Origin of the sequence: Nonomuraea mangrovi (assembly GCF_042681425.1) — a bacterium.
In the GTDB taxonomy this organism is placed as follows: Bacteria; Actinomycetota; Actinomycetes; order Streptosporangiales; family Streptosporangiaceae; genus Nonomuraea; species Nonomuraea mangrovi.
This window is the reverse complement of sequence record NZ_JBHUFV010000020.1, coordinates 86033-111105: the sequence shown is the minus strand read 5'-3', so window position 1 is coordinate 111105 and position 25073 is coordinate 86033. Positions and strand designations below refer to the sequence as shown.

Genomic DNA, 25073 nt, shown 5'->3' with positions numbered 1-25073 from the left:
CTTGTTCTGCCCTTCTTATGCGCTGTAGTTCTGGCCGGGGGGCATCCCGGGGATGGGCTTGGCGATGAGAGCGGCGGGGGTGAAGAAGCCGATGTGGGCGATCGCCATGATGAGCGACCACATCGCCCTGTCGTCGTAGTGCGCCGACGCCCTGGCGTACAGCTCGTCGGGGACGCGTTCCCCGGACGGGTTCGGGGTGAGGACCGCCTCCACCAGCTCCAGCGCGACCCGTTCGGCGTCGGTGAAGTACGTGGCGTCCCGCCAGGTGGCCACAGCGGTGATGCGCTCCTCCGATTCCCCCGACCGGCGGAGGTTGCCGGTCTCCCTGATGGCGAAGTACGTGCTGCCGAGGATCTGCCCGGCGCGAAGTTGCAGCAGGTGGATGGTGGCCCGCGGAATCGCGCCGTTCTGGAGGGCTCTGTGCAGACCTTCGCCGACTTCCGCCATCTCAGGGAGGAAGGGGAGGGGGTTGGGCATGCGCGACCGCTGGCCGGTCGTCGTGGGCGTGGACATGGGGAAGACTTCCCTTCTCATTCTCAGCTCGTCGTAGCGCCGTACGGATCGTCCGCGCTGCGTCCTGACGACCACGAGACGCCGGCGCCCCGATCCCCGTAACAGCCGCAGCCACGTGACATAGGCCACATGGCTGCGGCTGTTACAAAGCGGTGGGGACCCACGTCTTGTGCGTGTGGCAGTGCTGAGAACGAACAGGCAGGAGCGGGGCATGACCGAGCGGAGCGAACGAAGTGCGGACCCAGCCGAGCCGCTCGATCGTGCCGACCACGTCGACTCCGCCACCCAGGCGTTCGTCGCCCACCGCAACCTGCTGTTCACCGTCGCCTACGAGATGCTCGGCTCGGCCGCCGACGCCGAAGACGTCCTGCAGGAGACCTGGCTGCGATGGGTGGACGTCGATCTCGGCACCGTGCGGGAGGCGCGCGCCTACCTGGTGCGGATCGTCACCCGGCAGGCGCTGGACCGGCTACGCGCGCTCGGCCGGCGCAAGGAGTCCTACGTCGGGCCGTGGCTGCCCGAGCCGTTGCTCACCGCGCCCGACGTGGCCGAGGACGTCGAGCTCGCCGAGAGCGTCTCGATGGCGATGCTGTTGGTGCTGGAGACGCTGCAGCCGACCGAGCGGGCGGTGTTCGTGCTGCGCGAGGTGTTCGATCTGGACTACGACGAGATCGCCGAAGCCGTCGACAAGAGCCCGAACGCGGTACGCCAGATCGCCTACCGGGCGCGGGCACATGTCGCCGCCCGCCGACCCCGCGGCATCGCCTCCCCGGCCGAGACCCGAGCCGCGCTCCAGGCCTTCCAGCGGGCGGTCGAAACCGGCGAGCTGCAGAGCCTGCTCGACGTCCTCGCGCCGGACGTCGTCGCCCTGAGCGACGGCGGCGGAGTCAAGCACGCCCTGCTGCGGCCCGTCGTGGGGATCGACAACGTGGCTCGACTGCTGGCCGTCGGCTGGTGGAAACGCGACGCAGAACGGTCGGTCGAGCTGGTTCAGATCAATGGCGGCCCCGGGCTGCTCGTTCGGGTCGACGGGGAGATCGACGGAGTGGTGGCGGTGCGCGTGGAGAACGGCTACGTCACCGGCGCCTACCACGTGCGCAATCCCGAGAAGCTGTCGCGCGTGGAGCGAGAGACCGCCGTGACCCGCTGAGCTCATTGAGACCGGCAGCGCGGGCACATGGCGGAGGCAGGACCGAGGAGCAACGGCAAACTGCGTGGTCGTCGAGACCCGGGCATAGTGGAACGCTCAGCTTCCCTCGCGTGCTGGCCCCCGTCCTCAGGTGTGGAGCCGCTCGCCGAGGGTGGCCTGCGCCAGCCGGCGCAGCATGGCGATCAGGGTGTCGCCCACCGCGGTGCCGATGACCACGATCTCCACCGCGCGCTCGCGGTCGCTCACGTCGCCGACCAGGCTCAGGTCGATCTCGGCGAATCGCTCGGCGGCCTCGGCGTAGTCGTCCAGGGCCTCGAGCATGTCCTGACGGCCGACCTCGTCCAGGGTGGCCAGCACCCCGACGGCCGTGCGGTAGGCGGGATCGCCGGTCCTGAGGCGCCAGCCCCGCTTGGCGAGCAGGTCGCGCAGGCGGCGCTCGGCGCTGTCCCTGTACGGCCCAGGCGGCACGTCCTTCACCTGGGTCACGGTCTGCTGTGCCGCGCCGAGCAGGTCGAACGCCTCGAGTTCCGGGTTGTCGATCCGCACGATCAGGTCACGGATGACCGCGATGGACAGTCCGCCGTACTCGATCATGGCCCGCACGAGCTTGAGCCTGCGCACGTGCTCGTCGCTGTAGTCGGCCTGGTTGCGTCCGGTCGGCCGGCCGGGCGCGACGAGGTTCTCCCGGATGTAGTACTTGATCGTCGGGACCGGGATGCCCGTCTTCTCGCTCAGCTCCGCCATGCGCACGCCGTCGAACCCCTCTTGTCGGATGCGGATGGCTAACTATAGATAGTAATAAGTAGTACTATCCACTCCCGAGATGGGAGGGCACGCTGCGTTGGCACCGCGCGGGACCTCTTCCTCGGGCGGTGGATGTATCTCGACAGCCGCGAGCGACAGGTGATCCGCTGGTCATGGCGCCGACACTGGTGCTCACGATCCTGCTGTCGCCGGTAGCGCTGCCGATCTACCTGCTGATCCGGCTCGCCTACCGCGCGACTCCGGCCGAGTAGCCGCGCTCTGGGCGGCGGGGGCCCTGCGACGGCCCCTCGCAGGGCGCTCACTCCTCGATGGCGCCGCCGACCGAGCGCAGGTGCTCGCGGAAGGTCAAAGAGGGCCGCTGCCGCCGCCCGGCGAGGAAGGCGTCGAAGTCCACCTGGGCGCGCAAGGTGTGGCCCGCGCGGATGCGGTCGGCCTGGCGGCGCTCGGTGTCGCGGATCGCCTCGGCGAGCGCGAGGAGCTCCTCGGCGCGGGCGGCGGGCACGAACACCACGCCGTCGTCGTCGCCGAGCACCACGTCCTCGGGCCCCACGCTCCACTCCCCCACGGTGGCCGACTCCAGCGCGCCGGGGGGACGCTCGTCCAGACGCTGCGGCCCCGTCGGGATCGCGCCCAGGCTGAAGACCGGCAACCCGATCGCCCTGATGTCGGCGCTGTCGCGGTGCAGGCCCCAGATCACGACTCCCTCCAGCCCGGCCGCCTGCGCCTCGAGCACCACGAGGTCGCCCACGCACGCCTCGTCCAGCCGTCCGCCGTTGTCGACCACCAGCACCTCGCCCGGCCCGGCCTCGTGGAAGGCCTCGAGGAAGACGTCGACGCTGCCGGCATGCCGCGCCGGACGCACCCGTCCGGCCACGCGGCCGCCCGGCACGACCGCCTGGAGGCAGACGCAACGGACCGGGATCCCCGCCCTGATGCACGCGTCCGCCAGATGCGCGGTGGTCAGGGTCGTGAGGCGCTTGTGGAGTTCTCGCTCGTCCATGGGGTCAACATTCGGGCGTCGGGCAGCCGGCGGCAACCCGTGGGAGCCGGCTCGTCGAACCGCGCGGGCGCCGCCTTCCTGTGCGAGACCACCAGGAGCGTCGCGGGGCGCTGCCGTCGCGGGCGGCCTCGGCGATCCTGTCCCACAGCAGCTTCTCGGTCGGAGGACAACAGACGGGGGCGACCGCGGACAACGGGTTGTGTCGACCTGGCGCGTCGCTCCGTCTACCACCGTTCCACCGTGAGGGTGTCGGCGCCGCCGGTGACGAGGATGTCGTAGCGGTCGGTGCCGTCCTGCCAGCCGGGGTCGGCCAGCGTGGTGCCGGCGCCGACCGCGCCGAGGTGGCGCTCGCCGAAGGTGATGCCGGTGCCGCCGCCGATCAGCGACAGCCGTACGGGCACGGAGGTCGGGCAGCCGAAGCGCACGTGGGAGGCGCCGCCCGCGATGCGCACGGGCACCGAGCCCTCGGGGGCGGGCAGCTCCACGGCGACCTGCTCGGCACCGCCCTGCAGGTCGAGGGCGGTCACTCGCAGCCCCCGCAGGTCGGCGGTCAGGCGGGAGGTGCCGCCGCGCACCTCGATGCGCCACGGCTCCGTCCCCTTCAGCACCACCTCGCCCGCCCTGCGCCGGTCACGGACGTGGAAGCTGCGCGGGAAGACGACGGTCACCGTGCCGCCGTGGACGCGCACGTCGGGCAGGACGCCGTCGAAGCCGGCCCGGTAGGGCGTCTCCAGTTTCGCGTCCGAGCCGATGGTGATGCCCGCGGCGCCGGGGACGAATGCGATCGTGTTCATGATTCCTCCTGAGGGACGATGTCGTGATCACGACGCTACGGACCAGCGCCCGGGGCGGAATCAGTCATCTTGCTGGTGGTGGTGGCCGTGAGCGGCTAAGTACGATCGCGGGATGCTTCACGGACGAGAGGGCGAACTGCGGGCGGTCGACGGGCTGCTGGGTCAGGCCCGCACGGGTGCCAGCGGCGTACTGCTGATCCGCGGCGAGCCGGGAATCGGCAAGTCCTCGCTCCTGGAGCACGCCGAAGCGGCGGCCGAGGGGTTCATCGTGCTGCGGGGCGCGGGCGTCGAGTCCGAGGCCGAGCTGCCGTACGCGGGGCTGCACCTGCTCCTGCTACCGGTGCTTCATCTGGTCGACGAACTGCCTGCGGTGCAGGCCACGGCATTGCGGGCCGCGCTGGGCATGGTGCAGGGTCCCGGCGAGGACCGCTTCCTCGTCGGGGTGGCCGCCCTGTCGCTGCTGGCGGAGGCGGCGGGCGCAGGCCCGCTGCTGTGCCTGGTCGACGACATGCAGTGGCTCGACAAGGCCTCCGCCGACGCCCTGCTGTTCGCCGCGCGCAGGCTGCGCGCCGAAGGGGTCGCGATGGTGCTGGCAGGGCGCGAGGAGTTCGCGCCCGCGGGGCTGCCCGAACTGCCGCTGTCGGGGCTGGCAGGCGCGGCCGCCGCCGCCCTGCTCGACGAGCGGGTCCCGGGACTGAGCGCCCAGGTGCGCGAGCGGGTGCTGGCGGAGGCGGGCGGCAATCCGCTCGGCCTCATCGAGCTGCCCGCCACGGCCGACCACACGCCCTTCCCTCTGGGCCCGCTGCCGCTGACCAGGCGCCTGCAGGACGCCTTCTCCGACAAGGGCGCGGGCCTGCCGGAGCAGGCGCGGACCCTGCTGCTGGTCGCCTCGGCGGAGGACACCGGCGAGCTCGCGCTGATCCTGCGCGCGGCGCGCGCGTTCGGCGTGCACGAGGACGCGCTGGAGCCCTGCGAGCGGGCCGGCCTGGTCCGCGTGGAGGGGACGAGACTGGTCTTCGGCCACCCGCTGGCCCGCTCGGCCGTCTACCAGGCCGCCGGGTTCGCCCGCCGCTGCGCCGTGCACAGGGCGCTGGCGGAGGTCGGCGATCAGGAACGGCGCGTCTGGCACCTGGCCGCGGCGGCGACCGAGCCCGACGAGCGGCTGGCCGCCGACCTGGAGAGCTCGGCCGAAGGCTTCCGGGCCCGTACCGGTCACGCCGCCGCCGCGGCGGCGCTGGAACGGGCCGCCGCGCTCACCCCGGACGAAGCGGACAGCACGCGCCGCCTGGCGGCCGCGGCCGAGGCCGCGATCGACTCGGGCCAGTTCGACCGCGGCAGGCAGCTGGCCGAACGGGCCGCCACCCGCTCCACGGATCCGCTGCTGACGGCGCGCATGGCCATGATCAGGGCCGACGTCGACTTCGAGCGAGGCGCGCTGGAGGCCGCCTGCGCCACGCTGATGACCGCCTCGCAGGCCGTCGCCGCGACCGATCCCGCGCCTGCCAGGACGATGCTGCTGCTGGTCATCCGCAACAGCTGGTATGCCGGCGATCCCGCGCAGGCCGAGGAGGCGGCCGCCAGGCTGGACAGGCTTCCACGCCTGGAGGACCCGCGCCGTCCCGCCTCGGCCATGGCGCGCGGCATGTCCGCGCTGCTCGCGGGCAGGCCGGCGCGGGCGATGCCGCTGCTGCGCGAGGTGGTCGAGGGCGGCAGGCAGGTCCGCCACGACCTGCACGGGCTGCGCAACAACGCGGCCCAGGTGGCGTTGCTCGTGGGCGACCACGAGGCCGCGCTGGACATCGCCAGGACCCTGGCCGAGGAGTGCGCCGCGCGCGGCATGATCGGCTGGCTGCCGCACGTCAACCTGGTGCAGGCGGCCGCTGAGCTGCACCTGGGCCGCCACCTGGACGCGGCCGCCACCGCCGCCGCGGGCGAGGCCATCGCGGGGCAGACGGGCCAGTCGCACCTGGAGGCGCAGCTGTGCGGGGTGCGGGCGTGGCTGAGCGCGGCGGCGGGCCGGGAGCGCGAGTGCAGGGAGATGGCGGCGCGCGCCGGGGGCCGGCCGTACGGCGCGGCGTGGGCGCAGTGGGCGCTCGGCCTGCTCGATCTCGGGCTCGGCCGTTACGACCAGGCGCTCGACCGGCTCGACCAGGTGGTCACGCACCAGGCCGCCGCGGTCGCCGACCTGGTGGAAGCGGCGGTAAGGCTCGGCACGCCCGAGCGGGCCGCGCGCTCGCTGGCGTGGTTGGAGGAGTGGACGGCCGCGGCCGGCAGGGCGTGGGCCGTGGCCTTGATCGAGCGCTGCCACGCGCTGCTGTCCAACGACGAGGAGCGCTTCGCCCGCGCCGTCGCGGCCGACGAGCGCCCCTTCGACCGCGCCCGCACCCAGCTGCTGTACGGTGAGTGGCTGCGTCGCGAGCGCCGCAAGCACGACGCCAGGACACCGCTGCGGGAGGCCGCCGACGCCTTCGACCGGCTCGGCGCCGGGCCGTGGGCCGAGCGGGCGCGCGGAGAGCTGCGCGCCACGGGCGAGACGTTGACCAGGGATCCTGGCGTGGAGCTGCTCGGCAGGCTCACCTCGCAGGAGCTGCAGGTGGTACGGCTGGCCGCCAAGGGCGCCACCAACAAGGAGATCGCCGCCCAGTTGTTCCTCAGCCCGCGCACGGTCGGCCACCATCTGTACAAGGCCTATCCGAAGCTGGGCGTCACCACGAGAACCGAGTTGGCAGCTCTCACTCTGTCGTGACGCGCAGCGGCGTCTCGGTGACCAGGCACGCCACCACGACGGCCGCGCAGGCCACCGGCGTCGAGACGGCGAACACCGCCTCGATCGAACCGGCCTCGTACAGCGCGCCCGCGGCCGAGACACCCGCGACACCGCCGAGCTGGCGAAGGAAGGGCCCGGCCGCGCTGGCCACGCCGACGTCCGCGGACGGCACGCTGTTCTGCGCGACGAGCGTCACCAGCTGCATCAGCATGCCCGCGCCGAGGCCGATCAGCAGCATCCACGCCGGCGCCACCCCGGCGAGCGCGATGCCCGCCGTACCGGCCGCGGTCAGTGCGGTGCCCGACACCAGGAACGCTTTGTAGCGGCCCGTCCTGCCGATCACCCGCCCCGCGAGGAACGACGCGGCGACCGCGCCGGCCAGCAGCGGCAGCAGCAGCACGCCGCTGCCGGTGGCCGAGGCGCCCTGGCGCTGCTGGAGATGCAGCGGCAGGAATGTCACCGCGCTCAGCATCACCGCTCCCTGGAGCGGCGCGAGCAGCGCGGCCAGGGCGAAGTTGCGGACGGCCAGCAGCCGCACGGGCAGCACCGCCAGGTAGTCGGCGGGCCGCCTTCCGCCGGGCTGGGGCGGCGCGAGTCGTAGGCTGATCACGAGGACGGCGAACGCCACGCCGCCGAGCGGCAGGTTGATCAGGTACGCCAGGCGCCAGGAGAGCAGGTCGGTGAGCATCCCGCCCGCCAGCGGGCCGCCGACCATCGCCAGCGCGGTCACGGCCGTGACGTGCCCCTGGTAGCGGGGGCGCTCGCGGGGCGGCACCAGCGCGGCCACCACCGCGATGACGCCGACCATCAGCCCGCCCGCGCCGAGCCCGTGCACGGCCCTGGCCGCGACGAGCTGGAGCATGTCCTGCGCCGCGCCGCACCCCGCGGAACCCAGCAGGAAGACCGCCAGCGCCGCCAGCAGCGCCCGCTTGTGGCCGAGCAGGTCACCGGCCCTGCCCCACAACGGCAGGGCGAGGGTCGAGGCGAGGGTGTAGGCCACGACCACCAGGGCCACCCGCTCCCCGCCGCCGAGGTCGGCGACCAGGGCGGGGGCCACCGTGCCGGTGATGGTGGTGTCGAGCGTGGCCAGCAGGAGCACCAGCAGCAGGCTGGGCAGAACTCTTCGCATGGCCGCCGCCTACTTCATCATCGCGGCGGCCATGCTCCTGCGGATCGGTGGCACCGCGTTGAAGAAGCGGAACAGCGTCTTGGTGAAGGCCCGCTGCGCCGGGTTGGCGCTGACGCCCATCTTCAGGTTGCGCATCGCCAGCGCGACGGCCTTGAAGGCGTACTCGCGCATCTCGGCCTCGTAGCCGCCGACGGCCTCGGTGAGGGACATCCTGCCGTTGACGTGCTCGACGAGGTTGCGGGTCAGCAGGCGGGCGTCGAGGATCGCGGTGTTGGCGCCCACGCCCGCGGTGGGCGGCATGTTGTGGATCGCGTCGCCGATGAGGGTGACGTTGCCGCTCTCCCAGCCCTTGACGGGGGTGGAGGTCTTCAGCGGGAAGATCGAGAGACTGTCGAGGTCGCTGCGCGCGATCAGCTCGCGCAGCTGGGGGGCCCAGCCCTCGGTCGCGGCGAAGGCGACCTGCTGCAGCTCGGCCCCGCTCATACGCTCCAGCTTCTCCCTGTCGCCGAGCCTGCCCCAGGTGCTGACGATGTTCCACATGACGTAGTCGGCGGTGTTGTCCATGAGCAGGCCGGGCCGCTGGTCGCGGGCGAGCGAGGATCGCGAGCGGAACTCGTGCGCGGCCATGAACACCGTCTTGCCCTGCGGACCGAACAGGAAGCCGGAACCGGCGAACAGCTGGCGCGGCAGCAGCCTGCGCGTCTCGTCGTCGAGCGGGACCTTCGCCGACACCGACAGCGCGCCGGTGTCCAGCCGGGCGGCGTTCGGCAGGAACTGCCGGCGCACCCTGGAGTTGGCGCCGTCCGCCGCCACCAGCAGGTCGCCGTCGGCGTGCGTGCCGTCCTCGAAGTGGGCGCGCACCCGCCCGCCGGGCAGCGGCTCATAGCGGGTGAAGGTCTTGCCGTAGGCGACCACGTCGTCGAGCCCCGACAGCAGGACCTCGCGCAGCGAGATGCGGCTGACGGACTTGAAGCTGTCGATGTAGTGCTCGGGCGCGTTCTCCTCCCCGATGACCAGCAGCTCCTTCAGGTGCGCGTCGTAGAAGCCGAGCGTGGTGTTGGGCTTGCCCGAGGTGGCGACGAACCGGTCGTACAGCTCGGCGGGCAGGCACTCGTGCAGAGCCGCGCAGCCCTTCGGCGTGATGTGGATGCGGTAGCCCTGCAGTCTGTCGTCCTTGGCGCGGTCACGCTCGTAGAGCGCGACGCTGACACCAGACCTGCGCAGACCCTGGGCGAGCGTGAGCCCGCCGATACCGCCACCGATGACCAGGACATGGAACGACATGGCTTCCTCCAGCCGGACGAGGGGGAGATCTTGACGACCACCACGCTAGGAGGGCGCCGAATGCGAGGAATCAGTCATGTGACTGGGGCCTACTTCCTGCGCCGTACCGGCAGGAGCCTCCCCTCGTACGACGACGCCGGGCGGGTCCGGCAGAGACGATCACAGCATGGAAGATAAGCTTCGCGCCCTTGTCAAGGGCACTGTCCTGACCCCCGGCGACGACCGCTACGAGAGCGAACGCAAAGCGTGGAACACGACCATCGACTCCCGTCCCGCCGTCGTCGTCGAGGCCGAGGGACCCGGTGACGTGCGGGCCGCGCTCGCCGTCGCCCGCGAGCACGGCGTGCCGTTCGCCGTGCAGTCCACCGGGCACGGCACCCTCGTGCCGGCCGACGGCGGCATCGTGGTGAAGACCTCGCGCATGGCCGAGGTGCGGGTGGATCCCGAGCGGCGCACCGCGCGCGCCGGGGCCGGCGCGGTGTGGTCCGACGTGATCGCCGCCGCCGCGCCGTACGGGCTGGCGCCCGTGTCGGGCACTCCTGCGATCGGTGTGGCCGGCTACACGCTGGGCGGTGGCACCGGGTGGCTGTCCCGCCTGTACGGCTACGCCGCCGACAACCTGCTCGGCGCCGAGGTCGTGACGGCCGACGGCAGGATCCTCACGGTGGGCGCAGGCGAGCACCCCGACTTGTTCTGGGGGCTGCGCGGCGGGGGCGGCAACCTCGCGGTGGTGACGTCACTGGAGTTCGCGCTGCACCCCGTCACCGACGTGTACGCGGGTATCGCGATGTTCCCGATCGAGCGGGCGGCCGGCACGCTGGCCCGCTACCTCCAGTGGGCGCCGAGCGAGCCGGACGAGTCGAACACCTCGATCATTCTCATGCGGACGCCCGGCTCGGGCGGGTGGGTGCTGGCCGTACGGGTCTTCTACGCGGGTTCCGCCGAGGAGGCCGAGCGCTGCCTGAAGCCGCTGCTCGACGCCGCGGGGCCGGCGCTCGGCGGTGGTTTCGCGGCGATGAGCTTCGCGGAGGCGGCCACCGTGTTCGGCGGGCCGCCTCCGCCGCCGATGGCCGTACGCCAGCATCTCGACCTGCTCAGGCAGGTGCCCGACGAGGCGATCGAGGTGATCGTGAAGAGCGCGGAGGAGCCGGTGAGCGCGATCGAGCTGCGCCACTGGGGCGGGGCGATGGCGCGTCCCGCGCAGGGGGCGGGTCCCGTCGGCCATCGTGACGTGCCGTACTCGGTGATCACCACGGCGATGCTGGACGGCTCCCGCGAGATCGCCGAGGTCGACGAGCGGATGCGTGAGGTGACCGGCTGGATGCGGCCCTACGCCACGGGCGGCTCGTTCCTGAACTTCCTGCTCGACCCGGCCAGGACCGCGGCCGCCTACACCGCTGACGACCACGCGCGGCTGGCCGGGGTGAAGGCGACCTGGGACCCGGACAACGTCCTGGGCCGCTCGCACAACATCCCACCGAGCCCCTGACGGGCGTGACGGCGGTGGCCGCCCGCTGCTGGCAGCGGCACCGGCCAGAGCCACGCCCTCCTTGGACGCCTGCGCCGTGGCGCTCCTTCGCGGGCGACTCTCGCCGTCGTCTCACGCCTCATGCGGCGTCGCCGGGCGGATGAGTCCGCTCTCGTAGGCGAAGACCACGACCTGTGCCCGGTCGCGCAGCCCCAGCTTCAGCAGGACCCGGCTGAGGTGCGTCTTGACGGTGGCTTCGGCCAGCTGCATCGCCGCGGCGACCTCGGCGTTGGACAGCCCGCGCGCCACCTGGACCAGAACCTCGTGCTCGCGGGAGGTGAGCAGGGACAGCCGCTCGTCGCGCTCACGAACACCTGGCATGAGCTGGGGGGCGAACTTCTCCAGCAGGCGGCGGGTGATCCGCGGGGAGAGCGCGGCGTCGCCCGCCGCCACGCTGCGGATCGCCGCCAGCAGTTCCTCGGGCCGGGTGTTCTTCGGCAGGAAGCCCGAGGCCCCGGCCTTCAGCCCGGCGAAGGCGTACTCGTCCAGGTCGAAGGTGGTCAGGATGAGCACCCGCGAGCGCGGGGAGTCCTTGACGATCACGCGGGTGGCCTCGATCCCGTCGATGCCGGGCATGCGCACATCCATCAGCACGACGTCGGGACGCAGCAGCCGGGCCATCCGGGCGGCCTCGTCGCCGTCGCCCGCCTCGCCGGCCACCTCGATGTCCGGCTCGGCCTGGAACACCATGCGAAACGCCATGCGCAGCAACGACTCATCGTCGGCGATCAGCAGCCGGATCGTCACGCCGTACCCCTTCTCGCCTTGCCGTCCTTGCCTTGTCGCCGCCGATGTCGAGACCGGCCGCCACCCGCCAGCCGCCGCCGGGCAGCGGACCGGCCTGGAGGGTACCGCCGTAGGCGGCGACACGCTCGCGCATGCCGACCAGGCCCCGCCCGTGCGTGTCTGCCGGCGCGTGCCCCGGGCGGCCGTCGTCGACGACCTCCACCGCGGCGTGCCGCGGCGTCAGGCGGACCAGGACCTCGGCCGTCGCCCCTGGGGCGTGCCTGAGCGCGTTCGTCAGGGCCTCCTGGACCAGCCGGTAGATGGTGAGCTGGGCGACGGCGGGGATCGCCTCCGGGTCACCGCTGACCTCCAGGCGGGTCGGCAGCCCGGCCGCGCGCATCCTGTCGGTGAGGGGACCGAGTTGGGCGATCCCGGGCGCCGGATGGAGCGGCTCGCCGGGCTCGCCGGGCTCGTCGTGCTCGACGGCGCCGAGAGAGCGTCGCATGTCGTCCAGGGCCTGCCGCCCGGTGGCCGCGATCTGCTCCATCGCGGCGGCCGCCTGCTCGGGCGCCCCGTGCCGCACGTACACCGCGCTGTCGGCCAGGGCCACCATGACCGACAGGTTGTGGGTGACGATGTCGTGCATGTCGCGGGTCATCCGGGCGCGTTCCTCGGCGACGGCGAGCCGTGCCCGCTGGTCGCGGTCGTGCTCCAGCGAGGTGACGTACGCCCGCCGGGCCCGCGTCCACAGGCCCGTGGTCAGGGCGGCGGCGGCCATCGCGGTCAGCGCGGCCACTGTGAAAGGGAACTGGCCGGGTGGCGCCCATCGCGCCGCGGCCAGCAGCGCCCCGGCCTCCAGCGTGAGCCCGGCCACCAGCGCCTGCCGCCAGGTGCCGCGCGCGCCGACGGTGTAGACAGCGACCAGCAGCGCGGCGTCGGCAGGAAGCTGCACGTCGGCGACCCATTGGAGGGCGGCCGCCGCCGCGATCGCGCAGAACACCGTCAGCGGCGCGCGCCGCCGCCACACCAGGGGCGCCACCAGGGCCACCTGGAGCAGCAACGGCACCGGCTCGCCGCGTGCCGGCACCTGGCCAGGTCCGAGCGTGGCAAGAAAGATCACGGCCGCCAGCAGCGCGTCGGCTGGCATGGACGACCATCGAGGGGGCGCTGCGAGGCGGGCCACGGGACGGTCGCCTCGTTTCATGCCGTTCACCCTAGTTGTCCTGCGGGTTCGCTCCCCATCCTCCTGCAGGATGAACATCCGGGCATGTCAGCCAGAAGTCGTAGGTGTGGATCAACCGTATGCCGCTAGCCCGAGGCCGCGCCCCGCTGCCAGCCTCGTCGGGCACAGGAATCCGCAGCTCACAAGGAGCCTCACATGTCCTTCGTCACGATCGCCGCGGCGGTCACCGGGCTTGCGCTGGCCGCGGTCACCGCGCCCGCCACGGCCCCCGCTCTCCCCACGGCAGTCCCCGCCGTCATGGCCGATCACGCGCCGGCCGGGCAACGCGTCACGATGGCCCTGCCCGCGCCGGGCGGGCCGTACCCCGTCGGCACCCTCGCCGTGCGCCTGGTCGACCGGTCCCGCCGCGACCCCCTGGTCAGGTCCAAGCCCTACCGGGAGCTGATGGTCAGCCTGTGGTACCCGGCCAAGGACACCGGCGGGGCCCTGCCCGTCGCGCCCCATATGGCGCCCTTGGCCGCGGCCGACTGGGACCGCCACTCCGCGCCGCCCATGGGCATCCCGACCGGCGCGGTGGACTGGGCCGCCACCCCTACCCATGCCCGCGCCGGCGCGCCGGTGGACCGTCGGGTGGGCAGGCTGCCGGTCGTGCTCTTCGGCTCCGGGGACGGCGGCACGCGCACACTCGGCACCGCCCTGGTGGAGGACCTGGCCGCCCGCGGCTACCTGGTCGTCACCGTGGACCACACCTACGAGGCCGACCAGGTGGAGTTCCCGGACGGGCGGGTCGTGCGAGCCCTGCCCCTGCCGCGGAAACTGACTCCACGCGTCATCGCCAAGCTGCTCGCGCAGCATTCCCAGGCCCGCCTTGCCGACATGCGGTTCGTCCTGGACAGGATCGCCGCGCTGGGCAGTGGCCACGGCCTCGGCGAGGAGAGCGGGCCGTTGCCCGCCGGGCTGCGCGGCGCCCCGGACCTGTCCCGGGTCGGAGCGCTTGGCCAGTCCCTCGGCGGGTCGGTGGCCGCCCAACTCGTCCACGACGACCCACGCGTGGACGCGGGAGTGAACCTCGACGGCGGCTACGTCGGCCGGGTGGCCAAGACCGGCGTCGCCAGGCCGTTCCTGCAGATCGCGGCCGAGGCGCACACCCGGGCGGGCGAACCGAGCTGGAAGTCCTTCTGGGAGGCCTCGACCGGCTGGAAGAGGGAGCTGCGCTTCGCGGGCGCGGCGCACGGCTCGTTCACCGACCTGCAGGCGCTGCTGCCGCAGATCGCGGCGGCGCTGCCGAAGGTGCCCGTCGCCGACTTCGTCGGCACGATCGACCCCGGCCGGTCCGTCTCGGCCCAGCGGGCCTACGTCTCGGCCTTCTTCGACCTGCACCTGAACAGGCGGCCGAGCCGGCTCTTCGACGCCCCCGACACCCGCTTTCCCGAGGTCTCCCTCATCCCCTGATCCGCCGGTGGCGATCAGGGCGTTCGGACGTGGGACCGCCGGTTCGGCCGTGCGGAAGATCTTCGCCCCTGAGCGATGATTCCGACCCGTCGCGGGAGTCACCTCTTCGACCGGACGACCCCAGGCCAGGAGGATCCCCGTCGACCACACGGCGGCAGCGCCCGCCACCGTCGTCGGGCGCCTCCCGGCCGCGGTCCGGGCTGACCGCGACACCTGTCGGAGACGACGTCAGGAGATGACGATGACCACCCAGAAGACCACGCAACCGCTCGACCACACCTTCACCGCGCGGATCGAGAAGGACGGCGCCTTCGCCACGTTCGTCACCGTGCCCGGCTCCGCCGAACTGCTCGGGACGAGGCGTCCGGTGAAGGTCGCGGGAACGATCGACGGCCACCCGTTCACCGCCACGCTCATGCCGTCGGGTGACGGTCCGCACTGGCTGCCCATGAAGGCGGCGCTGTGCAAGCTCATCGGCAAGGACCGGGCGGGCGTCGAGGTGACCTTCCACCTCGAGCAGCGGCTCACCTGAGCGCGCTCGCGCCCGGCCACGGGGTCGTGGTGGGGCCTCCCGCGGGCCGGGGTGGCCCCCGGCTACCCGGCCGTCGTGCCGGTGTCCGAGTCCTCCGGCGCGCTTTCCCGCGTCTCGCGCACCAGGGGGACGGACCTCGCGGGGTCGTCCGGCTCGGTGAGGCGAGGCTCGGCCAGGCCGTACAGGATGGCGTCGGCCAGCGGCCGGGCCTGCTCGGCGGGAGAGAACAGCTCGCGGCAGGCGAGCCAGGTGGCGGCGGTGCCGTTGACCGCGGTGGTGATCGTGAGTGCGGCGGTGCCGGGGCTGACACCGGGGCGGAGATCGGCCGTGCGCAGCAGCTCGGCCATGTGCCGCAGCCGGCCCTCCATGATGGCCTGCTTGTCCTTCAGCCCCGGCTCCAGCTCGGGTGCGCCCTCGGCGCCGCGCATCGCCAGCGAGTACACCTCCCGGAGCGTCGTGTCGCGCTCCAGCGCGGTGAAGAACGCGACGAGGAAGTCGGCGATCCTGCGCAGGGGCGGCTCGGGACCGTCGAGCCTGCTCCAGACGGGCGTGGCCGCTTCGGCCCCGAGTTCCTCGACGGCGGCCAGATAGAGCGTGGCCTTGTCGGGGAAGTGCTGGCAGGCCGCGTCGCGCGTCGTCCCGGCCCGCGCGGCGACCGCCGCGAGGGTGGCCGCCGCGTACCCTGAGGCGGCGAATTCCGCCAGCGCCGCGACCAGCAGGTCATGACGGGTGGCCGCCTCCTGCTCGGCACTTCTCCGCATGGTGACAGGCTTTCATACCCGCACGTTCTTGGAGGTGGTGGCCGGGGCCGGCGCTCGGCGTGCGGTCGCTGGGCTCGGCTGCCGGTGGGCAAGCGCTGACCTCGCCGGAACCGCCGACGTCGCCCTGGCGCGACAACGGCACTATCGAGATCGCAGGACGGCCTCGATCTCCAGGATGATCTGGACCTTCTCCCCGAGGGCGGCGCCGCCGCCGGGGATCGGGCCGTTGTAGCTCACGCCGAAGTCCATCCGGTTGATCTCACCGGTGGCGGTGAACCCGGCGCGGGCGCCCACGGCCGGGTCGGGGGCGAACGGGTCGACACCGAAGCCGTTGACCTCCAGCTTCAGCGGGACCGGCAGGGTGACGCCCTTGAGCGTCAGCTCGCCCTCCATCAGGAAGTCGTCACCGTCAGATCTGATGCCGGTGGAGCGGTAGGTCATCGTGGGGTACTTCTCGGTCTCGAAGAAGTCGGCGTTGCGCAGGTGCTCGTCCCGCTGGGCGTTGGCGGTGTCGATCGAGGTCATGTCGATCGTGGCGGTCACCTCGGACTTCAGCAGGTTCTCGGCGGTGAGGATGCGGCCCTCGAAGCGGGTGAAGTGGCCGCGCACCTTGCTGATCATCAGATGCCGGATGACGAAGCCTACGTCGGAGTGGGTCGGGTCGATCGACCAGGTGCCGGCTACGTAGCCGGGGACCTCGATCAGGTCGGCGGGCATCGTTGCTCCCTTGAGTTCTTCTGGATGTGGTTCTTGTGCCGACGATCACGTCGTGGAGCACGGTGCCGTGTGGCGCGATCACGGTTTCGGGCATGCTGACGACGTGCGCGTGTCGGGTGGACCTGGTCGGCGGTGGCCCGAGATCGACACCAGCCCCGGAGAGGGCTGAGGTCGGTCACGGTTACGGGGTCGCCGCTGCCACGGGTCAGGGGTGAGCGCCGGTGGCTCCGGGGTGGGGGGTCAGGCCCGGTGGGATCGGGCCGCTGCAGGTCGTCCCACCGGGGCCGAGGCGAAGCGGTGTCGTTATCCCCACTGGCCGGGCTGGTAGTCGCCGGCGGGCTGCTGCGTGATGACGTTCAACCGGTTCCAGGTGTTGATGAGGGCGATGAGGGACACCAGGGCGGCGAGCTGGTCATCGTCATAGTGCTTGGCGGCATTGGCCCAGGCCTCGTCGGTGACACCACCGGCGGCATCGGCGATGCGGGTGCCCTGCTCGGTCAGTTCCAGGGCGGCCCGCTCGGCGTCGGTGAAGACCGTGGCCTCCCTCCAGGCCGCCACCAGGTTGAGCCGCACCGAGGTTTCCCCGGCGTGCGCGGCGTCCTTGGCGTGCATGTCGATGCAGACGGCGCAGCCGTTGATCTGGCTGGCGCGGATCTCCACCAGGTGCCGCGTCGCGGCCGGCAGCGTCGAGTCCGCCACGGCCTTGCCCGCCGAGACGATGTACTTCACGACCTTGGCCCCGACCGGGTTGCTGTGGTGGTCAAAACGGGCGTCCATGCTGTTCTCCTTTGCGTTTCCGCTCTTACCCCCACCGACGAAGCAGCCCGGCAAAGTGTGAGAGACCCGGAAGTGACCTACGCCTCCCGCCCGTGTGTGTCCGTCGTCCACGGCCGGAGCTTCTCGGGGTTGCGCACCGCCCAGATGTGCTTGATCCGGTCGCCTGCGACCTCGAACGCGTACACCGTCACGGTGACGCCGTCCTGCTGGGCCACCAGACCGGGCTGACCATTGACCGTACGCTCCAGGATCGTCAGACCGTGTGCCCGGCCTGCGACCTCGACGAAGAGGTGCGCGACCTGCCGGCAGCCCTCGACCGGGCGCAGCCCGGCGCTGGCCAGGCCGCCGCCGTCGGCGATCGCGGTGGCGTCGGGGTCGAGCAGACCGATGAGGGCGTCGATGTCCTTGGCTTCCCACGCCTGCTTGAAGTCCCTGACGATGCCGGCGTGGCGGGCCGTCGGGGCTACGGGAGCCTGCGAGGCACGGACACGGCGGCGGGCCGAGGAGGCCAGCTGGCGGCATGCCGCCGGGGTACGGCCGACGATCTCGGCCACTTCGACGAAGGTGTAGTGGAAGACGTCGTGCAGGATGAGCGCGACGCGCTCGGCCGGATTCATCGATTCGAGCACGACGAGGAAGGCCATGTTGATCGACTCGTCGAGGGTGACCCGGTCGGCCGGGTCGACCGTGGTGCCGGCCGTCCTGTCGTGGATCCACTCCGTGCGGCCGGGCAGCGGCTCGGGGATCCATTGGCCGACGTAGCGCTCGCGCCGGGCCCGTGCCGAGCCGAGCAGGTCCAGGCAGATGCGGCTGGCGACCGTCGTCAGCCAGGCGCCGGGGGATTCGATGGCCTCCTGCTGCCGGCGGGACATGCCGTACCAGCGGGCGTAGGTCTCCTGTACCGCATCCTCGGCCTCGGCCAGGGAGCCGAGCAGCCGGTAGGCGAGATTGATCAGCTGACGCCGCTCGCTCATGATCGCGCGCAGGCTCGGATCGGGCCGGACGTGTCCTGGTTCGGATGGGGTGGTCATGGTACCGCTGGCTCCCTTGGTCGCATCTACCCTCATCGGGTCGACGAGACAGCGCACCGGAGTGTGAGGCCCCATCCGGGAGGGTCGTGTCATCGAACCGTGCGGGTAGGTCACGATCGCCCGCCGCTCCCCGGTCGCTGCGGTACCCGGCGCACCGGCGCGTGACCGCCGCGCCGCTGGCCGGGTGCGAACCGGTCCCATCGCCGACGACGAGAACCTGCCCGCACCGATCCGCCGCATTCGTCATCTGCGCGGCCGGCTTCCTGCGGTCCCACTCCGGCGGCCGGTGACGCCCTTGGGGCAGGGGTGGAGCAGGAAGGTGGCGCCGGACTCGTTCACCAGGGCGGGCCGCGGCGGTCTGAGGCCTTCGGTGAGCTTGGCGGGGCGCCGGTCGCGACCACCCAGGGCGACACCCGGATCGCGGGCGCAGGTGGCGGGCGGCGCGTTGCGGGCCACCGGGTCGTCGGCCGAACGCAGGAAATGTGAGGGAACGGACGCACGGCGGCGACGAGCACGGTCGCCGACAGCGGGCACGGAGAGAGGATGCCCCGGAGCGTCGGTATCCGGCGTGGGCGAGGCGGTCACCGCCCACGCCGGATCGAAGGTTAGAGGGCGCTGCCCTTCTTCCACTCCTTGAACGGCATCTGCCAGAAGCCCCAGCCGTTGTTCCACTCCAGCTTGCGGGTGGTCCCCTTGATGTCGACGACATCGCCGCGCTGCATGTTGTCGAAGAACCACTTGGCCTGGTCGGGCCGGGAGTTGATGCAGCCGTGGCTGACGTTCTGCCTGCCCTGGGCCCAGACGTTGTCCTTGGCGTGGACGTACTCGCCCGAGTTGGAGATCCGCACCGCGTGATTGATCATCACGTCGTAGTAGCCGGGGTCGCCCTTCTTGCGCCCAGGCGAGATCATCCGGACCGGGTTGCCCTTCTCCATGGTCAGGTGGACGCCGGAGGTGGTGGTGTACTCCCTCGTGGTGGCCATGCCGGCGCTGATCCGCATGGTCTGCACCTTCTTGCCGTCACGGTAGACGTACATCATGTGGGTCTTGGTGTTGATCTTGCTGATCTGCTTGGCGCCGATCTCGATCGAGGTGGTGTAGTCCTTCACCCCGTACATGTCCTGGCCGCCCTGCACGCCGTTCAGGCGTGCGGTCAGCTTCACCGTCTGGTGCGCCGGCCAGTACGTGGCGGTGCGGTAGATGACGGTCTTGTCGTTGATCCACCGCCACGCGCCCTCGACGGGCTTTTCGGCCTCGACCTCCAGCGCGCCCTCGACGGCCTCCTTGTCGGACACCGGGTTGTTGAAGGTCAGGATGATCGGCGCCCCCACGCCGACCTCCTCGCCCTTCTGGTTCGGCGTCACGTCGGCGACCTCGAGCTCGATCTCGGGCTTGAGGGTCTTGAAGCTGGCCGCGGCGGTGGTCTTCCCCGCCTTGGCCGACACGCTGTAACTGCTCGTGGGCCGAAGCGGATCCTTGGAGACCCACTTGGTCTTGTCGGCGTTGAAGTCGCCCTCGAGCTGCTTGCCGCCGCCCTGGACGACCACCTCGTCGAGTACGCCGCCCGAGGCGGTCACCACGACCTTCTTGTTCGGCTTCACCTTGGCGCTGCCCGCGGCAGGGCTGATCTTGATCTGCGGGGCCGGCGTGGCGGACACCGTGGCGGACTCACCGGCCGCCTCCGGAGCTCCGGCGGGGGCCGATCCGCTGGAGCACGAGGCGGTCATGGCCGCGGCGACAATGACCGCGACCCCGGCAACGGGCTTCCGCCAAGCTGGCGCAATGCTCAACACAGTGTTCTCCCCCATACCAGCAAAGTGCACCCAAAAACCTTAATGGCCATACCTGTTGGATGCTGAATCATATGGGAGAGTTCGCTCAATTTTGGACACAGTGGGCCGTCAACAGCTTGACAAGCGGTGAGTCAGGCCCGTGTGTCTCCTTCCTGCCCCTCTGGTCCTGACCGCCTGGGCCAGCGCGCGCCGCGAGCCGACGATGACCACCAGCTTCTTGGCCCTGGTGATGGCGGTGTAGAGCAGGTTGCGCTGCAGCATCATCCAGGCGCTGGTGGCCAGCGGGATCACCACGGCCGGGTACTCGCTGCCCTGCGAGCGGTGGATCGAGACGGCATAGGCGTGGGCCAGCTCGTCGAGTTCGTCGAAGGCGTAGTCGACGCTTTCCTCCTCGTCGGTCAGGACGGTCAATTTCTGCTCGTCGAGCCTGATGTCGGTGACCACGCCGACCGTGCCGTTGAACACCCCCGCCGCGCCCTTGTCGTAGTTGTTGCGCAGCTGGGTCACTTTGTCGCCGACCCTGAAGACCCGCCCGCCGTACCTGCGCTCAGGCATGCCCTCGCGGGCGGGGGTCAGCGCCTCCTGCAGGGCGGTGTTGAGCGCGCCCGCCCCTGCGGCCCCGCGGTGCATGGGCGCCAGCACCTGCACGTCGCGTCGCGGGTTGAGGCCGAACTTGCGGGCGATACGGCGGGCGACGACGTCGACGGTCAGCGACGCGATCTCCTCCGGCTCCTCGCAGGGGAACAGGAAGAAGTCCTTCATGCCCTCCAGGACGGGATGCCGACCGGTGTTCACGCGGTGGGCGTTGACCACGACGCCCGACTCCTGGGCCTGCCGGAAGATCTGCGTCAGCCGCACCCGGGGGATGTCGTCGGCGGCGAGCAGGTCCTTCAGCACCTCCCCCGCGCCGACCGACGGAAGCTGGTCGACGTCGCCGACAAGCAGCAGGTGCGCGCCGGGCGCGATGGCCTTGACGAGCTTGTTGGCCAGCAGCAGGTCGAGCATGGAGGCCTCGTCGACCACGACCAGGTCGGCTTCCAGCGGGTTGTCGCGGTCGAAGGTGGCCTCCCCGCCGGGACGCAGCTGGAGCAGCCGGTGGACGGTGGTGGCCTCATGGCCTGTCAGCTCCGCCAGGCGCTTCGCGGCCCGGCCCGTCGGCGCGGCCAGGATCACCTTGGCCTTCTTGGCGCGGGCCAGCTGCACGATCGAGCGGACGGTGAAGGACTTGCCGCAGCCGGGGCCGCCCGTCAGCACCGCGACCTTCTCGGTGAGGGCCAGGCGGACGGCCTGGCGCTGCTCGGCGGCCAGCTCCGCGCCGCTCTGGCGGTGCAGCCAGTCCTCCGCCCTGACCCAGTCGACGTCGGCGAAGGCCTTCAGCCTGTCGCGGCCGGTACGCAGCAGGCCGAGCAGGGTGCCCGCCAGGGACAGCTCGGCGCGGTGGAAGGGGACCAGGTACACGGCGGGCACGACGTTCTCGCCGGCGGGGATGTCCTCGCGGACCACGCCCTCCTCGGCGACCAGCTCGTCCAGGCACGTCCTGACCAGTTCGGCCGGCACCTCGAGGATCTTGACCGCGTCGGCGACGAGGTTGGGCGCGGGCAGGTAGCAGTGGCCGTCGTCGGCGGCCTGGGACAGGGTGTAGCGCAGGCCCGCCTTGACACGTTCGGGGCTGTCGTGCGGGATCCCGACGGCCTGGGCGATGGTGTCGGCGGTCTTGAAGCCGATCCCCCACACGTCGTCGGCCAGCTTGTACGGCTGGCTCCTGACCACCGAGACGGACGCCTCGCCGTACTGCTTGAAGATGCGGACCGCGATCGACGTCGAGACGCCGACGCCCTGCAGGAAGATCATGACCTCTTTGATGATCTTCTGCTCTTCCCAGGCGATCGCGATCAGCTTGGTGCGCTTGGGGCCCAGTCCTGGCACCTCGACCAGGCGTTCGGGCGCGGTCTCGATGATGTCGAGGGTGTCGGTGCCGAAATGGTCGACGATGCGCTCGGCCATCTTGGGGCCGATGCCCTTGATCAGGCCCGATCCCAGGTAGCGCTGGATGCCCTGGACGGTGGCCGGGAGCACGGTGGCGTAGGACCAGACCTCGAACTGCCTGCCGTAGCGGGGATGTGAGGTCCACCTGCCGGTCAGCCGCAGCGACTCGCCGACCTGCGCGCCCAGCAGCGGTCCCACCACGGTCAGCAGTTCGGAGCCCGAACGCTCGGTCGCGACTCGCGCGATGGTGTAGCCGGTCTCCTCGTTGGCGTAGGTGATCCGTTCGAGGACGGCGTCAAGTGAGGCACCGAGGGAGCCGTCCGAGCCAGCGTTCACGGAATACCCTCTCTCCCGACCTTTCCCGGCCAGGGTAGAGCAGCGACGGGCGGTCGTTGATCCCGATGGTGGTCGGTCCGAAGCCGGCAGCACCGGAAAGTGTCGAGCCCAGGCCGCGTCGCCGCTCGGTGCGATGCCTGACCAGAGGTCCAGGAACGGTGGGCCAGGAGCGTGCCGTGTTCACGCCCGTGCCCGAGGACGGCGAGCGGGTCGGCGTGGACGCGAAGGCGCGGGGGAACCCGCGACGCATGGCCGATCGCCGCGTCGGCGGCAATACCAAGAATCGACCCAATGAATACGTCGATGATGCGCAGCCGACCGGCCGATTTCGTAAGGTGCATTTGATCGCACAGGCATTAATGACGCCCCGATGCCATCGACGGGCTTTCGCACTCCAAGAAACGACCAAGGGGATGATCTGCATGGCACGTCCTCCACTCCCTCCGTTCACCCTGGAAAACGCGATCGAGAAGGTCAGGCTGGCGGAGGATTCGTGGAACACCCGGGACCCCGAGCGGGTGGCCCAGGGCTACACGGTGGACTCCCACTGGAGGAACCGTGCCGAGTTCCTCGACGGGCGTGACGAGATCATCGCGTTTCTCACCAGAAAATGGAAGCGGGAACTGGAATACCGGCTCATCAAAGAATTGTGGGCCTTCAAGGACGATCGCATCGCCGTGCGTTTCGCCTATGAATGTCGCGACGACTCGGGGAATTGGTTCCGCTCCTACGGGAACGAGAATTGGGAATTCGACGAGGAAGGGCTGATGCGCGTGCGGCACGCCAGCATCAACGACCTTCCCATCAGGGAGTCGGACCGCAGGTACCACTGGCCTCTGGGGCGCCGCCCGGACGGGCATCCGGGATTGAGTGATCTCGGCTTCTGAACCGGCCGGCGGCACGGCACTCCCCGCCGTCCTGCCCGCGGCCGCGAAACGGCGAGGGACCGTGAGGCGTGCGGGGTTGCCGCGAACTCTCGGTAACCTTCCGCGGTATGAGCGAAGTGGGTGAGACGGCGGCCAAGGCGCTCCTGCGCAGGCTGGCCGTGGAGCAGGCCGAATCCAGGGTGCCGTCGCTGACGGCGGCGATCGTGCGCGACGGCGAGGTGGCGTGGTTCGGCGGCAGGGGCCAGGTCGGGGACGGTGAACCGACCCTCGACACGCAGTACAGGCTCGGCTCGATCACCAAGAGCATGGTCGCCACCGTCGTGATGAGGCTGCGCGACGAGGGCCTGGTCGACCTGCTCGACCCGCTCGGCAAGCACGTGGAGGGGACCGCGTTCGACCAGGTCACGGTCGCCCAGCTGCTGTCGCACACCGGCGGGCTGACGGCCGAGCCGCCGACGCCGTGGTGGGAGCGCACGCCCGGCCTGCCGGTCGACGAGCTGATCGCGCGGCTGGGCCCGGACACCTCCCGGCACCGGCCGGGCCGCCGTTTCCACTACTCCAACGTCGGCTACGGCCTGCTGGGAGAGCTGGTGGCCCGCCATCGCGGCATGTCCTGGGTGGAGGCGGTGCGGCGGGAGGTTCTGGAGCCGCTCGGGATGAACGACACCACCCCCAGGCCGCGCGCCCCCCACGCGACCGGCTACGCCGTGCACCCGTTCGCCGACGTGCTGCTGCCCGAGCCCGAGCACGACGCGGTGTCGATGGCGCCCGCCGGCCAGCTCTGGTCGACGCCCGCCGACCTGGCCAGGTGGGCGGCCTTCCTGACCGGCTCCACGCGGGGCGTGCTGAGGCCCGAGACGCTGGCCGAGATGCGCGAGCCCGCCACCGTGGACGACGGCGACGCGTGGACCTCCGGGTACGGCCTCGGCCTCCAACTGGCGCGGGCCGGCGGCCGTCGCCTGGCGGGACACACGGGATCGATGCCGGGCTTCCTGGCCACCGTCTGGACCGACCCCGCCGACAAAGTGGGCGTGCTGTTCATGGCCAACACCACCTCGGGCGTGAGCCGCACGCTGCTGGTCGAGCTGCTGGCCATCCTCGACGAGCACGAGCCGCGCCTGCCCGAGCCGTGGAAGCCGGTCGCCGCCGACCCCGACCTGCTGGCGTTGACGGGGCTGTGGCACTGGGGGCCCGCGCCGTACCTGCTGAGGCTGCTGCCCGACCGAGGACTCTCGCTGACGCCGGCGACAGGACAGGGAAGGGCCTCGCGGTTCGTGCCGCAGGACGACGGCACCTGGCTGGGCCTGGACGGCTACTACGCGGGCGAGGTGCTCAGGGTGGGCGAGGGGTTCCTCGATCTGAACACCTTCATCTTCACACGGGAGCCGTACGACCCCCGGGCGCCGATTCCCGGTGGACCCGGCGAGTGGAGCGCGTGAGCGCGGCTCATCGAGCCTCGTCCGGTCGGTCAGGTACGGCGGCCGCACAACCCGGTGAGCCTCACGCCGCGACCGCCGCTCCACCCGCGCGCAACGACTGCCGCAGGCCGACGAGCTGGAAGATCGCGAAGACCGCGACCACCACGGCTCCGGCCAGCATGAACGCGACACCCCAACCGGTCAACGGGATCAGGCCCGCGAAGGCGAGCACGAGCTGGCCCGCGCACGACAGCGCGTTGCCCGCGACCACGTACCCGCCCAGGCGAGCGGGGATCCTCGGATAGCCGGCGATGAGCCCCAGGGCGGCGGCTCCCCCCAGCATGGCGACGCCCAACGGGACGGACCAGGCGGTCGGCAGGCCGAGCGGGCCGCTGAGCGCCTGGCCCCCGGCGAGCATGACGACGCCGAAGACGGCGGTGCTCCAGCCGTCGATCCGCAGGATCGTGCGCAGCAGGCTCGAGTCGGTCACAAGGGTCTCCTTCTCCATGACGGGCCGAGGTCGTGGGAGACGGTGCCATCCGTG

The 25073-nt window shown here is 71.6% G+C and carries 23 protein-coding genes; 7 read left to right on the top strand and 16 right to left on the bottom strand.

Annotated elements, in window-relative coordinates; all coding sequences use genetic code 11:
- Positions 1 to 15: 15 nt before the first annotated feature.
- Positions 16 to 534, bottom strand: coding sequence for a carboxymuconolactone decarboxylase family protein (locus tag ACFSKW_RS12830; RefSeq protein ID WP_379572420.1), 519 nt, complete (start codon positions 532 to 534; stop codon positions 16 to 18).
- 190 nt (positions 535 to 724) lie between these two features.
- Between ACFSKW_RS12830 and ACFSKW_RS12825 the strand changes: the two genes are divergently transcribed.
- Positions 725 to 1663, top strand: a complete 939-nt coding sequence (locus ACFSKW_RS12825) for an RNA polymerase sigma-70 factor (RefSeq protein ID WP_379572419.1) — start codon at positions 725 to 727, stop codon at positions 1661 to 1663.
- Between the two features lie 126 nt (positions 1664 to 1789).
- Here the strand turns inward: ACFSKW_RS12825 and ACFSKW_RS12820 are convergent, their stop codons facing one another.
- From ACFSKW_RS12820 to ACFSKW_RS12810, 3 genes are all read right to left on the bottom strand, one after another.
- Positions 1790 to 2407, bottom strand: coding sequence for a MerR family transcriptional regulator (locus tag ACFSKW_RS12820; RefSeq protein WP_379572418.1), 618 nt, complete (start codon positions 2405 to 2407; stop codon positions 1790 to 1792).
- Positions 2408 to 2726: 319 nt separating this feature from the next.
- Positions 2727 to 3428: an RraA family protein gene (locus ACFSKW_RS12815; protein WP_379572417.1), complete on the bottom strand. Its 702-nt coding sequence runs from the start codon at positions 3426 to 3428 to the stop codon at positions 2727 to 2729.
- Between the two features lie 224 nt (positions 3429 to 3652).
- A complete protein-coding gene (locus tag ACFSKW_RS12810; RefSeq protein WP_379572416.1) occupies positions 3653 to 4222 on the bottom strand; it encodes a hypothetical protein in 570 nt (189 codons plus the stop codon).
- 112 nt (positions 4223 to 4334) lie between these two features.
- Between ACFSKW_RS12810 and ACFSKW_RS12805 the strand changes: the two genes are divergently transcribed.
- Positions 4335 to 6968, top strand: coding sequence for a helix-turn-helix transcriptional regulator (locus tag ACFSKW_RS12805; protein WP_379572415.1), 2634 nt, complete (start codon positions 4335 to 4337; stop codon positions 6966 to 6968).
- Here the strand turns inward: ACFSKW_RS12805 and ACFSKW_RS12800 are convergent.
- Both ACFSKW_RS12800 and ACFSKW_RS12795 read right to left on the bottom strand, forming a co-directional pair.
- Entirely contained in the window at positions 6955 to 8118 is a 1164-nt protein-coding gene (locus tag ACFSKW_RS12800; RefSeq protein ID WP_379572414.1) for an MFS transporter, read from the bottom strand. The genes ACFSKW_RS12805 and ACFSKW_RS12800 overlap by 14 nt on opposite strands.
- A gap of 9 nt (positions 8119 to 8127) precedes the next feature.
- Positions 8128 to 9402 (bottom strand): FAD-dependent oxidoreductase, encoded by a 1275-nt coding sequence (locus ACFSKW_RS12795; RefSeq protein ID WP_379572413.1) that lies wholly within the window; start codon positions 9400 to 9402, stop codon positions 8128 to 8130.
- Between the two features lie 166 nt (positions 9403 to 9568).
- On the opposite strand from ACFSKW_RS12795, the gene ACFSKW_RS12790 reads away from it, so the two are divergent.
- A complete protein-coding gene (locus tag ACFSKW_RS12790) occupies positions 9569 to 10891 on the top strand; it encodes an FAD-binding oxidoreductase (protein WP_379572412.1) in 1323 nt (440 codons plus the stop codon).
- 111 nt (positions 10892 to 11002) lie between these two features.
- Here ACFSKW_RS12790 and ACFSKW_RS12785 read toward each other — a convergent pair whose 3' ends face one another.
- On the bottom strand, positions 11003 to 11677 hold the full coding sequence (locus ACFSKW_RS12785; RefSeq protein ID WP_379572411.1) for a response regulator: 675 nt from the start codon (positions 11675 to 11677) through the stop codon (positions 11003 to 11005).
- Positions 11646 to 12803, bottom strand: a complete 1158-nt coding sequence (locus ACFSKW_RS12780) for a sensor histidine kinase (protein ID WP_379572410.1) — start codon at positions 12801 to 12803, stop codon at positions 11646 to 11648. Before ACFSKW_RS12780 ends, ACFSKW_RS12785 begins: the two co-directional genes overlap by 32 nt.
- 231 nt (positions 12804 to 13034) lie before the next feature.
- On the opposite strand from ACFSKW_RS12780, the gene ACFSKW_RS12775 reads away from it, so the two are divergent.
- Positions 13035 to 14291, top strand: a complete 1257-nt coding sequence (locus ACFSKW_RS12775) for an alpha/beta hydrolase family protein (RefSeq protein ID WP_379572409.1) — start codon at positions 13035 to 13037, stop codon at positions 14289 to 14291.
- Between the two features lie 241 nt (positions 14292 to 14532).
- Positions 14533 to 14823, top strand: coding sequence for a DUF1905 domain-containing protein (locus ACFSKW_RS12770; protein WP_379572408.1), 291 nt, complete (start codon positions 14533 to 14535; stop codon positions 14821 to 14823).
- Between the two features lie 62 nt (positions 14824 to 14885).
- Here ACFSKW_RS12770 and ACFSKW_RS12765 read toward each other — a convergent pair whose 3' ends face one another.
- The 7 genes from ACFSKW_RS12765 to recD2 all read right to left on the bottom strand — a co-directional run bounded on the left by ACFSKW_RS12765 (position 14886) and on the right by recD2 (position 22224).
- On the bottom strand, positions 14886 to 15584 hold the full coding sequence (locus ACFSKW_RS12765) for a TetR/AcrR family transcriptional regulator (RefSeq protein ID WP_379572407.1): 699 nt from the start codon (positions 15582 to 15584) through the stop codon (positions 14886 to 14888).
- Between the two features lie 141 nt (positions 15585 to 15725).
- Positions 15726 to 16301, bottom strand: a complete 576-nt coding sequence (locus ACFSKW_RS12760; protein ID WP_379572406.1) for a YceI family protein — start codon at positions 16299 to 16301, stop codon at positions 15726 to 15728.
- Between the two features lie 303 nt (positions 16302 to 16604).
- On the bottom strand, positions 16605 to 17078 hold the full coding sequence (locus ACFSKW_RS12755; RefSeq protein WP_379572405.1) for a carboxymuconolactone decarboxylase family protein: 474 nt from the start codon (positions 17076 to 17078) through the stop codon (positions 16605 to 16607).
- Positions 17079 to 17155: 77 nt separating this feature from the next.
- On the bottom strand, positions 17156 to 18109 hold the full coding sequence (gene sigJ, locus ACFSKW_RS12750) for an RNA polymerase sigma factor SigJ (protein ID WP_379572404.1): 954 nt from the start codon (positions 18107 to 18109) through the stop codon (positions 17156 to 17158).
- A gap of 243 nt (positions 18110 to 18352) precedes the next feature.
- The gene (locus ACFSKW_RS12745) at positions 18353 to 18643 is read right to left on the bottom strand and encodes a hypothetical protein (protein ID WP_379572403.1); all 291 of its coding nucleotides are present in this window, start codon (positions 18641 to 18643) and stop codon (positions 18353 to 18355) included.
- Positions 18644 to 18714: 71 nt separating this feature from the next.
- Positions 18715 to 19836, bottom strand: a complete 1122-nt coding sequence (locus tag ACFSKW_RS12740) for a L,D-transpeptidase (protein WP_379572402.1) — start codon at positions 19834 to 19836, stop codon at positions 18715 to 18717.
- Between the two features lie 174 nt (positions 19837 to 20010).
- The gene (recD2, locus tag ACFSKW_RS12735) at positions 20011 to 22224 is read right to left on the bottom strand and encodes an SF1B family DNA helicase RecD2 (RefSeq protein WP_379572401.1); all 2214 of its coding nucleotides are present in this window, start codon (positions 22222 to 22224) and stop codon (positions 20011 to 20013) included.
- 176 nt (positions 22225 to 22400) lie between these two features.
- Here recD2 and ACFSKW_RS12730 point away from each other — a divergent pair, with 176 nt between their 5' ends.
- Both ACFSKW_RS12730 and ACFSKW_RS12725 read left to right on the top strand, forming a co-directional pair.
- The gene (locus tag ACFSKW_RS12730) at positions 22401 to 23111 is read left to right on the top strand and encodes a nuclear transport factor 2 family protein (protein WP_379572400.1); all 711 of its coding nucleotides are present in this window, start codon (positions 22401 to 22403) and stop codon (positions 23109 to 23111) included.
- A 107-nt stretch (positions 23112 to 23218) separates the two neighbouring features.
- The gene (locus ACFSKW_RS12725) at positions 23219 to 24550 is read left to right on the top strand and encodes a serine hydrolase domain-containing protein (RefSeq protein WP_379572399.1); all 1332 of its coding nucleotides are present in this window, start codon (positions 23219 to 23221) and stop codon (positions 24548 to 24550) included.
- Positions 24551 to 24611: 61 nt separating this feature from the next.
- Here the strand turns inward: ACFSKW_RS12725 and ACFSKW_RS12720 are convergent, their stop codons facing one another.
- Positions 24612 to 25019, bottom strand: coding sequence for a hypothetical protein (locus ACFSKW_RS12720; protein ID WP_379572398.1), 408 nt, complete (start codon positions 25017 to 25019; stop codon positions 24612 to 24614).
- Positions 25020 to 25073: the final 54 nt, after the last annotated feature.